Here is a 12474-nt window from a genome sequence, read left to right as displayed (position 1 = left end):
CGGCTCACACTCGACGCACACTGGAGCCCGTCACCACCCCGTCGACCCGGGAGGCATCACGAACCCCGATGTCACACTGCGCCAGTTGCGGTACTTCGCCGCGCTGGGCACCGAGCTGAATTATCGGCGGGCCGCCGAGAGCCTCTTCATCACCCAGCCCGCGCTGTCGACCGCCATCAAGCAACTCGAGCATCGATTCGGTGTCGTCCTGTTCACCCGCAACACCCGCGAGGTCGCCCTGACCGACCTCGGCGCAGCCTGGTTGCCGCAGGTTCAGCAGGCGTTGGCCGGTATCGACGCCGTAGTGGCCAACCTGGTGACGCTGTCGGGTACCCAGCAGGGAGTCCTGCGACTGGGCTACCTGATCGGCACCGGAGCGGACCTGCTGTTCCGGATAGTGCGGCACTTCGAAGCCGCGCACCCCGGCGTCATCGTGGAGCCGACCGAATACGACTTCGCCGACCCAACCGCCGGCCTGCGCGACGGAATCACCGAGGTGGCGCTGATCCGGCCCCCGGTCGACCTGCCCGACCACCGCATGCTGATCCTTGACGCCGAGTCCTGGGTCGCCTGCCTGCCGCGCGATCACCCGCTGGCCCAGCGAGCCGACGTCGACATCACCGAATTGCTCGACGAGCCGATCGTCTGCGCTCCCCTGACCGCGGGCAGCTGGCGCGACTACTGGCTGGCGATGGACGTCCGCGGCAACCGTCCACCCTCGATCGCCGGGGTCGCCGCGACCTACGAAGCCGAGACGACCATGATCGCCCGCGGCCTCGGCATCAGTTTCACCACATCCTCGGTGGCGCACTTCTACGACCGCCCTGGCATCGCCTATGTCCCGATCACCGGCAGGCCGCCCAGCTATACCGCGCTGGCGTGGCATCCCGAACGGCTGTCACCGCAGGCCGAGGCCCTGGTGGCGCATGTCGGAGCGCACTGGAATTTCGGCGACGAACCGCACTGATAACCATTGATTATCAGTCCATTGAAAGCTGGAACTTCCGAAAGGGTTCACGGCGGGTTTTCCTAGCTGCAGTTGATCTCTCGATCCGGCCTGACCTGGAGTGACCATGACCGATGCGCTGACACCCTCGACTCATTCACCATCTCCCCTGCCTCCCGCTTCGATACCGGGAGAGAGCGAGGACGCCCGGCTGGCCGAGTTCGGCTACCAGCAGCGGCTCGACCGGTCGGTGGGGAGCGTGGGGTCGTTCGCCATCGGCTTCGCCACGATCAGCGCGACCACGGCGGTATTCACCGGGTTCGGCGCCGGCTACTTCACCGCGGGCGGGCCGTTCGTGTGGACGTTGCTGCTCGCCGCCGTGGTGTTCTCGCTGTGGGCGTTCATCGCCGCCGACCTGACGGCGAAGATCCCGCTGGCCGGCTACGCCTACCAATGGACCAGCCGCATCAACGGCCCCAGCCTTGGCTGGTTCACCGGATTCGTCGCGTTGCTCGGCTGGATCAGCGGCATGACGGGTGTCGGGTTCATCCTGTCGGGCTATCTGGGCGGGCTCTTCGGCTGGAACATGACTCAGAGCGAACAGATCCTCGTCGCGATCGCCGTGGTGTTTCTGTGCGTGCTGATCAATATCTACGGCGTCCGGTTCGCGACCCTGGTCAACAACATCGGGGTCAGCCTGGAACTGGTGGTCACCGTCGGTGCGACGCTGCTGGTGGCCGTCATCGCGTTCTCCGCCCCGGACCACCATCAGCCGATCTCGGCGCTGTTCACCGGCGGGACGGCAGGCGACAAGGATTCCTACGTGCTTGCCTGGCTGGCCGCGGCGCTGGGGCCGTTCTTCGGCCTGATCGGGGTGGAATCCGGTGCCGACGTCGCCGAGGAGACCAAGAACGCCCGCTACGTGGTGCCCCGCACGATGTTCTACGCCCTGGTGACGTCGGTGGTGATCGAGCTATTGATGTACATCGTCTACGTTCTCGCCATCCGGGACGAAGCCGCCGTCGCGGCCAACTCGGCAGCGCCGATCGAGGAGATCATCAACCAGCAGGCCGGCCCCGTGGTCACGAAAATCGTTGTCGCCGTGGCCCTGACGAATATCCTGGCCTGCCTGCTGTCGAACATCCTGGTCGCCACCCGGCTGACCTACTCGATGGCACGGGACAATATGCTGCCTGGCTCGCGGCTCTGGCGCCACGTATCACCCAAGACCAAGGCGCCCACCTACGCGGTGATCGGGCTCGGCTGCCTGTCGACGGTCCTGCTGCTGTCGGCTCTGGTCAACGAGAAGGCGTTCAACTACATCCTCGGCATCGCCTCGCTGCTGTTCTTCTCCGTCTACATCCTGCAGACCGTCGGCCTGCTGATCGGCGTGCGCAAGGGCACCATCCCCCAGGGTGAGCCCCGCACGTTCGACCTGGGCCGCTTCCGGCTCCCGGTCTACATCACCGCGCTGGTGGTCTTCCTCGCGGTCGCCGTCGCCCTGGTCTTCCTGCCCCAGTTCGCCGGCAACGGCTGGGTGTTCCTCGGCATCGTCGCGGTCGCGGCGCTGTGGTGGGGCACCGGCCTGCGCAACCGACTGAATCGCGGCGAAGCCGGATCGGACTTCGCCCGCACCCACCTGAACAACAACTAGTCACCTCGAAAGGGACACTCCCCCATGGCAATCAACACCGATTTCTCCGCCAGCAATCTGGTCAGCGTCGAGCCCGGCGCCATCCGCGAGGCCACCCCGGAAGGCTCGGTGATCCAGTACAGCGACTACGAACTGGACAACTCCAGCCAGTTCGCCGGCGGCGCGGCGTGGATCGAGGGCGAATACCTGCCCGCGTCCGAAGCGCGAATCTCCATCTTCGACACCGGCTTCGGCCACTCGGACCTGACCTACACCGTCGCCCACGTCTGGCATGGCAACATTTTCCGGCTCGGCGATCACCTTGACCGCCTGCTCGACGGAGCCGCGAAGCTGCGCTTGGACGCCGGAATGACCAAGGACCAGCTGGCCGAGATCACCAAACGCTGCGTAGCGCTGTCACAGCTGCGGGAATCGTTCGTCAACCTGACGGTCACCCGCGGCTACGGAAAACGCAAGGGCGAGAAGGACCTGTCCAAGCTCAACCACCAGGTGTACATCTACGCCATCCCCTACCTGTGGGCCTTCCCGCCGGAGGAGCAGATCTTCGGTACCACCGCCGTCGTGCCGCGCCACGTTCGCCGAGCGGGGCGCAACACCGTCGATCCCACCATCAAGAACTACCAGTGGGGAGACCTCACCGCAGCCAGCTTCGAAGCCAAGGACCGCGGCGCGCGCACCGCGATCCTGCTCGACGCCGACAACTGCGTGGCCGAGGGGCCCGGTTTCAACGTGGTGATCGTCAAAGGCGGAAAGTTGTTCTCGCCCTCGCGCAATGCGCTGCCCGGCATCACCCGCAAGACGGTCTTCGAGATCGCTGGCGCAATGGGTATCGAAGCCACCCTGGGTGACGTGACCAGCCGCGATCTCTACGACGCCGACGAGTTGATGGCGGTGACGACGGCGGGCGGCGTGACCCCGATCGTGGCCCTCGACGGCGAGGAACTCGGCGGCGGACGCCCCGGGCCGGTGACGGTGGCGATCCGGGATCGCTTCTGGGCGTTGATGGACGAGCCGTCGCCGCTCATCGAGGCCATCGACTACTGAGGTGGCCGCCGCGGTCGAGGCCGTGGTGGACCTGGGCGCGATCGAGCACAACGTAGCCGCCGTGCGCCGCTGCGCCGGGGCCGGGGTCCTGGCCGTAGTCAAGGCCGACGGCTACGGGCACGGCGCGAACCAGGTCGCCCGGGCCGCGTTACGCGCCGGTGCCGTCGAATTGGGCGTGGCCACGGTCGAGGAGGCGCTGTCCTTACGCCGCGCGGGTATCGGCGCTCCCGTGATCGCCTGGTTGCATACGGCGACAACCGATTTCACCGGAGCCATCGCGGCAGATGTCGAGGTGGTGGTCTCCTCGGTGCGGCAGCTCAGCGACTTGGTCGCTGCCGCAGAGCGGCTCGGCACTACCGCAACGGTCGGGGTCAAGGTCGACACCGGTCTGGGGCGCAGCGGCGCGCCGCCTGCAGCCTGGCCGGAGCTTCGCGATGCGGTGGCCAAGTACGCGGCGCGCGGCGTGATCATCCTGCGGACGGCGATGACCCATCTGGCCCGCGGCGACGAGCCACACCACCGGCTCAACGATCACCAGGCGGCCGGACTTGACGCGTGTGTGTCCGACCTGCGCCGAGTCGGAGTACCGCCGCAGGTCGTGCACATGTCGAACTCTGCGGCCGCACTGACCCGTCCCGATCTGTCGCGCGATCTGGTGCGCGCCGGTATCGCCATTTACGGAGGGGCGCCGACACCGGGGAACTTCGGCTTGATCCCGGCCATGACCCTGACCGCCGAGATCGCGATGGTCAAGAAAATCACTGCCGGGCAGGGCGTTTCGTACAACCACACCTGGGTCGCCCCACACGACACCACGATCGCCGTGATCGCGTGCGGGTACGCCGACGGGGTGCCGCGGGCACTGTCTAACACCGTGAGCGTTGCGATCGGCAGGCGCCGGTTCCGCAATGTCGGACGAATCTGCATGGACCAGTTCGTCATCGACCTAGGCCCGGACGGTGCCGGGGTCACCGAGGGCGACCGAGCGGTGCTGTTCGGCACCGGTGCGGCCGGTGAGCCGACCGCGCAGGACTGGGCGCGTCACGCCGAGACCATCGACTACGAGATCCTCTCGGGCGTCCGTGGACGGACCGTGCGCCGCTACGTGTCCTGACCCAATGTGCGGAGCCGGGCGGCACCGTAGCGCTCGAGCACCGACGGTGTGGGCTCGGCCTCATAGGTGATCGCGGCACCGGTCGACCACACGGGTGGCGCCTCGGCCCCGGACAACACCCAGGCGGCCTGACGGGCGGCGCCTAGGGCGACGTACTCGCCCGGCTCGGGCACCACCACCGGACGGCCGAGCACCGCCGGGGCGATCCGGCGCACCGCCTCCGAGCGCACCCCGCCGCCGACCATCACCACCCGGTCGGCCTCGACGCCTTGGTCGGCGATCTTGCCCAGACAGAATTGCATCGACGCGAGCAAGCCTTCCACAGCTGCGCGGGCCACGTTGGCCGGCAGCAGGTTACGACCGCTGACCCCGTGCAGCGCCCCGGCGGCATCGGGCAGGTTCGGCGAGCGCTCACCGTCGAAGTAGGGCACCCAGACCAGACCCTGCGCTCCGGCCGGGGCACTCAATGCCAGACGGGAGAACTCCTCGAGGTCCACTCCCAGCATGGCGGCCACGGCGGCCAGCACGGGCGCGCCGTTGAGCGTGCACACCAGCGGAAGATACCGGCCCGTGGCGTCGGCGAATCCGGCCACCAGGCCGTCGGCGTCCTGCGGGGCCAACTCACCGACGGCGCTCACCACCCCGGACGTCCCCAGCGAGATCACACAGTCTCCGACGCCCGCACCCAAACCCAGTGCGGCAGCGGCATTGTCACCGGCACCGGGCCCGAAGACCATCCCGCCCGCGGTACCGGCCGTCTCATGCGGCCCGAGCACACAGGGCAGAATGGGACGACGGCCCCTCATCGCCGCGGTCAGCACGTCGTCGCGGTAGTCGCCGGTTGCCGCCGAGAAATACCCGGTGCCGCTCGCGTCGCTCCGGTCGGTGGTCAACTGCGTGATGTCGGAGCTGCCGCGCAGCCGCCACGTCAACCAGTCATGGGGCAGGCACACCGCGGCTGTCGCGTCGGCATGGCCCGGTTCTTGGTCGGACAGCCAGCGAAGCTTGGACACCGTGATCGACGCGACGGGCACGACCCCGATCTCGGCCGCCCAACGGGCCGCGCCGAGTTCGTCGACCAGGTCTGCGGCGGCCGAGCCGGATCGGGTGTCGTTCCACAGCAGCGCCGGGCGCACCACCGCTCCGCCGGAGTCCAGACACACCATCCCGTGCTGTTGGCCCCCGACCGACACCGCCTCGACGTCACCGAGGCCGCCAGCCTGGTCGATGCTGCGCTGCAGAGCCCGCCACCAGTGCTCGGGATCGATCTCGGTGCCGGGCGGGTGCGGGGTGGCCGCCGAGCGCACCACCGCGCCGGTCGCCGCGTCGCAGATCACCACTTTGCACGACTGGGTGGACGAGTCCACGCCTGCAACGAGTGTCATATCCCGGTTACCGCCACTGGACCATTCAACCCTCCCGCCGTCGGCGGGATCAATCGACATACGGTGCTAACCGAGCAGGAAGAGAACCTAATTCTCTCACTTTGCGCACGTCATTGACACCGTTGAGAACCAACTGTCAGAGTTGCCCGCGTGACCGTCAGCGCGGAGAGCGATCTCCACTACGACCCCTACGACGTCGAGCTCAACATCGATCCCTATCCGATGTTCGCCCGGCTGCGCGAGGAAGCGCCGCTGTACTACAACCCGGAGCACGACTTCTACGCCGTCAGCCGCCACGACGACGTCAACAAGGCACTCATCGACCACGAGACGTTCATCTCCGGGCGCGGCGCGCTGCTGGAGATCATCAAATCGGGTATGGAAATCCCGCCCGGCACCTTGATTTTCGAGGATCCGCCGATCCACAACATCCACCGCAACCTGCTCTCCCGGGTGTTCACCCCCCGCAAGGTCGCGGCCCTGGAACCACAGATCCGCGGGTTCACCCGCAGGTGCCTGGACCCGCTGGTGGGCACCGGGCGGTTCGACTTCGTCAACGATCTCGGCGAGCAGATGCCGATGCGGGTGATCGGCATGCTGCTGGGCATTCCGGAGGACCGGCAGCGCCAGATCACCGACCACGGCGAGGCGACCCTGCAGTCGGAGAAGATCGACCTGCTGGCCACCGGCGAGGTGTTCGCAGAATTCGTCGACTACCGGGTCGAGCATCCGTCGGACGACATCATGACCGATCTGCTCAACGCCGAGTTCGAAGACGAGACGGGCACGGTGCGCCGGCTGCACCGCGAAGAGCTGCTGCTGTACCTGACGGTGATCGCCACCGCCGGCGCCGAGACCACCACCCGGCTGATCGGCTGGGCCGGAAAGACGCTGGCCGAGCATCCCGAGCAGCGTCGCGAACTCGCGCAGAACCCGGCGCTGATCCCGCAGGCGATCGAGGAGATCCTGCGCTGGGAGCCACCCGCGCTGCAGATCGCCCGCTACGTCACCCGCGACGTCGAGTACTACGGACAGACGGTGCCTGCCGGCTCGGCGATGCTGATGCTCGTCGGTGCCGCCAACCGCGATCACCGCCGCTTCGCCCCCGACGGCGATGTCTTCGACATTCACCGGGAACAGAAGTCGCACATGACCTTTGGCGCCGGAACTCACTTCTGCATGGGTAACGCGCTGGCGCGGATGGAAGGGCGCATCGCCCTGGAGGAAATCCTCAAGCGCTTCCCCTCCTGGGAGGTCGACTGGCCGAACGCGGTCAAGTCGCCGACCACCGCCGTACGCGGCTGGGAAGCCATGCCGACATTCACTTCCTGATTTCCACTACGACACGAGGATCGACAACATGGCAGGACGGGTAGAGGGCAAGGTCGCATTCGTCACCGGTGCGGCACGTGGGCAGGGCCGCGCTCACGCGGTGCGGCTGGCCCAGGAGGGTGCCGACATCATCGCCGTCGACATCTGCAAGAAGATCGACACCGTCGACCTGATCGCCCCGTCCACACCGGAGGATCTGGCCGAGACCGCCGACCTCGTCAAGGGCCACAACCGCCGCATCGTCACCGCCGAGGTCGACGTCCGCGACTACGACGCGCTGAAGGCGGCCGTGGACAGCGGTGTCGAGCAGCTGGGCCGCCTCGACATCATCGTCGCCAACGCCGGCATCGGCAACGGCGGCCAGACGCTGGACCAGACCAGCGAGACCGACTGGACGGCGATGATCGACATCAACCTCGCCGGCGTGTGGAAGACGGTCAAAGCCGGTGTGCCACACATCCTCGCCGGTGAGCGCGGCGGATCGATCATCCTGACCAGCTCGGTCGGCGGCATCAAGGCCTACCCGCACTGCGGCCACTACGTCGCCGCCAAGCACGGGGTCGTCGGACTGATGAAGACGTTCGCGGTCGAGCTGGGCGCGAAGAACATCCGGGTCAACTCGGTACACCCGACGAACGTGAACACGCCCCTGTTCATGAACGACGGCACCATGAAGCTGTTCCGGCCCGATCTGGAGAACCCGGGCCCGGACGACATCAAGGTCGTCGGCGAGTTCATGCACACGCTGCCGATCGGGTGGGTCGAACCCGAGGACGTCGCCAACGCGGTGCTGTTCCTGGCCTCCGACGAGGCCCGCTACATCACCGGTGTCCAGCTGCCCGTCGACGGTGGCAGCTGCTTGAAGTGAGCCGGCTGCCGCCGTGCGGCAGGGGACCTACGTCCGCCACCACAAGGCCCTAATGCCCTCGCGGTCGTGCGCGCTGGGGAGAAGCATCCCGGCATGACGCAATGCCGCGTGGGAGGGCACCTATGAACGAACCGATCGCGCCGCTCGACCTGTCGTGGCTGCTCTTCGAGACACCAGCCGGGACCACCCACGTCGGTGCCATGCTGCTGTTCAAGAAGCCACGCGGGCACCCGGGCGTGGTGCGCGAGATCGTCGACGCCTACCGGCAGTTCCGGCCGACACCGCCGTTCACCTTCGTGCCTGAGCTGATGGGCCGTGGCACACCGCACTTCCGCGAGGCAGACACCTGGGACCCCTACTACCACGTCGGGCACCTGACCCTGCCGGTCGGCAGTTCGTATCAAGATCTGCTGCGGCTGGTGGCCGACCTGCACGAGCCGATGCTCGACCGCGACCGATTGCTGTTCCGCTGTTGGCTCATCGACGGGATTCCCGGCGGCCGGTTCGCGATCTACACCAAGACCCACCACAGCATCGTCGACGGGGTCTCCGGGCTCAAGATGCTCTATCAGGGCTTGTCCACCGTGGGCGAGCATTCCGTGCCCGAACCCGCCTTCGCCCTGCCCTCGACGCCCCGGACACCTGCGGAGCCAACGCCGTTGCTGCACAGGATCACCGACTCGATCCGCGGTCTGGTGGCTCAGGTGGAGACAGCCAACCAGATCTCCCTCGGGATGGTGCGCAAAGCTCTCACGGCGGCGATCGGGGCCGATCCGAAAGGCAGTCTTCCGTTCCTGGCCCACCATGCGCCCACGAACCGGCCGCTCAAGCAGGGCCGCAGTTTCGCGACCCTGTCGCTGCCGCTGGACGAAATGCACGAGATCGGGCACCGGTTCGGGGGCACGCTCAACGACGTGGCGGCCACGATCGTCGACGCCGGTGTGCACGCCTACCTCGCCGAGCGGGGAGATTCCTTCGCCCATCGGCTCATCGCGATGGTCCCGGTCTCACTGCGCACGGAGGGTGACACGGCGGCGGGGACGCGGGTGTCGGCGTTGTTCGTGCGCCTCGGCGATCCTGAAGCGACTCCGGCGCAACGCATTCAGCAGATCGTCGAATCGGCGGCCAACGCCAAGCAGGAACTGGCGGGCTGGTCCTCGGATGCCGCCATGACCTACGGGGCCGGGCTGCTCGGGCTGGCCATCCTGGGGGCCTCGACCCACGTCGACCAGGTCACGCCGCCGGCGTGCAACCTGGTCATCTCCAATGTGCCCGGCGTCAGCGAAACCCGTTACCTCAACGGTGCACAGCTGCTCGGCATCTATCCGATCTCCGCGCTGGCCGCCTCGATCGGGCTCAATGTCACGCTCAGCTCCTATCACGACCACATGGACTTCGGGTTCGTCGCCAACACCGCTGGGATCGAGGACGTTTCTGCGCTGGCCGATCACACCCTGCTCGCCTACCGCGAGCTCGAAGCCGCCGCTAAGGCGGCCTAGCCGTCAGGCCAGGAACTCCAGCAGCAGCTCGGCGACGGCCTGCGGCTGTTCGATCTGCGGGCAATGCCCGGCGGCCTCGACAACCGCCGAGCGGGCCTCGGCGATCCGACCGGCGATCTGCGCCGCCCACCCGGGTGCGAGCAGCTTGTCCCCCGCGCCCTCGACCAACAGCACCGGCACGGTGATGCGATCGTAGGCGCGGCTGCTCGACGGGGTTGACGGTGGCTCGAGCCCGGGCCGGCGAAAGCGGGCCGCCGCCAACGACTCCCAGGCGCCCGGGGCGATGCTGGATTCGTAGCGCCGCCGCACGTACTCGTCGTCGGCCGGGTAGGCGGGATCGAGGAACAACGCCGCCACGATGGCGCGCATGGCCTCGAGGGTGGCGTCGTAGTCGTAGAGCGCAGTGGTGTGCGCGTTCTTCTGGATGTCTCCCCCGCCGCAGATCGTCACGGCGCTGCGGATCGGCAGCACGGGCGCGGTCGAGGTGAGGTCGACGAGCATGTTGATCGCCCCCATCGAGTTGCCAACGAAGTGGGCCGAGTCGATCCCGAGCAGCGCGCAGAGCCGGGCGATGTGGCGGATCCGCATGCCGCGGCCGTCGGTGAAGTCCACCACCTTGGCCGAGCCGCCGAAGCCCAGCATGTCCGGGGCGATCACCCGGTAGCGTTCGGCCAGTGCCGGAATGACTCTTTCCCAGCCGATCTCAGCGCTGGCGCCGAACTCGCCGCCGTGCAGCAGCACCACGGGATCACCCTCACCCGCCTCGAGGAAGTGCGTGGCCAGTCCGTCGACGACGATGGTCCGGTGTGCACTACTCACTTGATCGCGATGGGGTTGACCGGCGACCCGACGGCCCCGGTGACCGACAGCGGCGGTGCCACGAGCTGGAACTCGTAGCGCCCGTCGGCGGCACAGTCGGCGGCCAGCGCGGTGAGGTTCCAGTACTCGCCGAGCATCAGTCCCATATCCCGCAGGCACAGCATGTGCATCGGCAGGATGGCACCGTCGACACCCGACACCGGGTTCTCCACCATGAGATTGTCGGCGGCGACCGCGGCCACCTGGTGATCGGCCAGCCACGACGCGCAGGTCCAATCCAGCCCGGCTCCCGGCTCCCCGCCGTCACCGGTCTCCAAAAATCTTGCCCACCAACCAGTTCGGACCAGAACGACGTCACCGGGCTCCACCGTCAAACCTTGTGTTCGGGCCGCCGCGTCGAGTTCGGCCGGGGTGATCGGCTCGCCGAGTTCGCAGAAGGTCTGCACACCGCGCAGCTTGACGATGTCTAGCAGCACCCCGCGCGAGGTGATGCCTTTGCTCACCACCTTGTCGATACCGAGGTAGTAGGCGCCCAGGCTGGTCACCGAGTCGGCGGGAAAGTCGTTGTACAGCTTGTCCTCGTAGTAGACGTGCGACAGCGCGTCCCACTGCGTGGCGGCCTGCAGCGGCATGATGATCAGGTCGTCGTTGAACCGCATCGGCCCGGCCTGCGAGTAGCTGCTCAGCTGCACCGCCGACGGGTTCTGCAGCCAGGCGGGACCGTACCGCAGCAGGGTCTCGGCGTCGCCGCCGTCGATCGTCATCACGTGAGTGGGGTTCTGGCGGTATTGGAACGCACCCTGGGGTCCCGACGAGCCGAAGTCGACCCCAAGCGGGAACACCTTTCCGTGCTGAACCGATGCGGCGGCCTGCGCGACCTTGTCGGCGGTAATGAAGTTGAGAGTGCCGAGTTCGTCGGCGTCACCCCATCGGCCCCAGTTGCGCACATCGTCGGCGACCCGCCGGAAATCGCTCATGTCGGCCACAGCGCTCACCCCTTCTCGTAATCGACTGCATGACGCGCCGCGAGAATGCCACCGTCGGCCCAGAGGACCTGCCCGGTGATGTATCCCGCGGCGGGACTGCCCAGGAATGCCAGGACCGCGGCTTGCTCGGCCGGATTCGACACTCGCCCCAGCGGATTGGGGAACGTGTCGAGGTAGTCCTGGCCGTAGGCGGACCGCAGCTGGTCGAGGATGGGCGTTTCGGTGACGCCCGGCGCGCTGCAGTTGATCCGAATTCCTCTGGCTCCCAGCGGTACTGCGCTGCGAATTGCGTAACCGATGATCGCCTCCTTCGACAGCCGGTAGCCGCCGTCGGCCAGCGCCTCGGGATGATCCGCACACCACGCGATGCCGTCGGCCATCGAGGCCGTCGCCAGGAGGCCTGCCGCCTGCGGCAGATGCTCACGGTAGCCGGACGCGGCCAGCGAGGACACGCAAACGACCGAGCCGCCGGAACCCAGTCGGGGCAGTACCGCCTCGGTGAACATCCGGGTGCCGAGGAAGTTGACGGTGACCACCCGCAGCGGGTCGCCGATCCCCGACGACACCCCCGCGACGTTGAACACCGAATCGATCTGCCCGCCGACCGCATCGGCGGCCCGCTCGATCGAGTCCGGCTCGGCGAGGTTCAGCTCGACGAAATCCCGCACCCCGCCGGTATCCCCGGGACTCCGCAGGTCCAGGCCGACGACGTGGGCGCCGAGTTCAGCGAGCTGGTCGCACAGCGCCGCCCCGATGCCGGAGGCACACCCGGTCACGGCGACCCTGCGGCCGTCGTAGCGCTGCAGCTGCGCCAGGCCGGTCAACGA

General features: G+C 67.6%; 11 protein-coding genes. 7 read left to right on the top strand and 4 right to left on the bottom strand.

Annotation, left to right across the window (positions count from 1 at the left end):
- The first annotated feature begins 85 nt into the window (after window positions 1–85).
- The 4 genes from HBE64_RS07235 to alr all read left to right on the top strand — a co-directional run bounded on the left by HBE64_RS07235 (window position 86) and on the right by alr (window position 4758).
- Entirely contained in the window at window positions 86–967 is an 882-nt protein-coding gene (locus HBE64_RS07235; RefSeq protein WP_167099676.1) for a LysR family transcriptional regulator, read from the top strand.
- A 106-nt stretch (window positions 968–1073) separates the two neighbouring features.
- On the top strand, window positions 1074–2600 hold the full coding sequence (locus HBE64_RS07230) for an APC family permease (RefSeq protein WP_167099674.1): 1527 nt from the start codon (window positions 1074–1076) through the stop codon (window positions 2598–2600).
- Between the two features lie 24 nt (window positions 2601–2624).
- Entirely contained in the window at window positions 2625–3644 is a 1020-nt protein-coding gene (locus HBE64_RS07225; RefSeq protein WP_167099672.1) for an aminotransferase class IV, read from the top strand.
- Between the two features lies 1 nt (window position 3645).
- Window positions 3646–4758 carry an alanine racemase gene (alr, locus tag HBE64_RS07220; protein WP_167099670.1) on the top strand — a complete coding sequence of 371 codons (1113 nt, stop codon included), beginning with the start codon at window positions 3646–3648 and terminating at the stop codon, window positions 4756–4758.
- On the opposite strand, the gene HBE64_RS07215 is transcribed toward alr, so the two are convergent.
- Complete coding sequence (locus tag HBE64_RS07215; RefSeq protein WP_167099667.1) at window positions 4746–6143, bottom strand: xylulokinase; 1398 nt, start codon at window positions 6141–6143, stop codon at window positions 4746–4748. The genes alr and HBE64_RS07215 overlap by 13 nt on opposite strands.
- A 150-nt stretch (window positions 6144–6293) precedes the next feature.
- Here HBE64_RS07215 and HBE64_RS07210 point away from each other — a divergent pair, with 150 nt between their 5' ends.
- The 3 genes from HBE64_RS07210 (at window position 6294) to HBE64_RS07200 (ending at window position 9842) form a co-directional block, all read left to right on the top strand.
- Entirely contained in the window at window positions 6294–7475 is a 1182-nt protein-coding gene (locus tag HBE64_RS07210; RefSeq protein WP_167099664.1) for a cytochrome P450, read from the top strand.
- A 28-nt stretch (window positions 7476–7503) separates the two neighbouring features.
- The gene (locus tag HBE64_RS07205) at window positions 7504–8343 is read left to right on the top strand and encodes a mycofactocin-coupled SDR family oxidoreductase (protein ID WP_167099661.1); all 840 of its coding nucleotides are present in this window, start codon (window positions 7504–7506) and stop codon (window positions 8341–8343) included.
- A 122-nt stretch (window positions 8344–8465) separates the two neighbouring features.
- Window positions 8466–9842, top strand: a complete 1377-nt coding sequence (locus tag HBE64_RS07200) for a wax ester/triacylglycerol synthase family O-acyltransferase (protein WP_167099660.1) — start codon at window positions 8466–8468, stop codon at window positions 9840–9842.
- Window positions 9843–9845: 3 nt separating this feature from the next.
- Here the strand turns inward: HBE64_RS07200 and HBE64_RS07195 are convergent, their stop codons facing one another.
- From HBE64_RS07195 to HBE64_RS07185, 3 genes are read right to left on the bottom strand one after another with little or no spacing between them, the layout of a single operon-like run.
- The gene (locus tag HBE64_RS07195) at window positions 9846–10661 is read right to left on the bottom strand and encodes an alpha/beta fold hydrolase (RefSeq protein WP_167099657.1); all 816 of its coding nucleotides are present in this window, start codon (window positions 10659–10661) and stop codon (window positions 9846–9848) included.
- Window positions 10658–11638, bottom strand: a complete 981-nt coding sequence (locus tag HBE64_RS07190) for a cyclase family protein (RefSeq protein WP_371744172.1) — start codon at window positions 11636–11638, stop codon at window positions 10658–10660. The genes HBE64_RS07195 and HBE64_RS07190 overlap by 4 nt, the downstream gene beginning before the upstream one ends.
- A gap of 14 nt (window positions 11639–11652) precedes the next feature.
- The gene (locus HBE64_RS07185) at window positions 11653–12471 is read right to left on the bottom strand and encodes a coniferyl-alcohol dehydrogenase (protein WP_167099653.1); all 819 of its coding nucleotides are present in this window, start codon (window positions 12469–12471) and stop codon (window positions 11653–11655) included.
- Window positions 12472–12474: the final 3 nt, after the last annotated feature.

The organism is Mycobacterium sp. DL592, assembly GCF_011694515.1.
Taxonomy (GTDB): domain Bacteria; phylum Actinomycetota; class Actinomycetes; order Mycobacteriales; family Mycobacteriaceae; genus Mycobacterium.
Note: the sequence above shows the minus strand (reverse complement) of the source record. Positions and strands in the feature narration are given on the sequence as shown.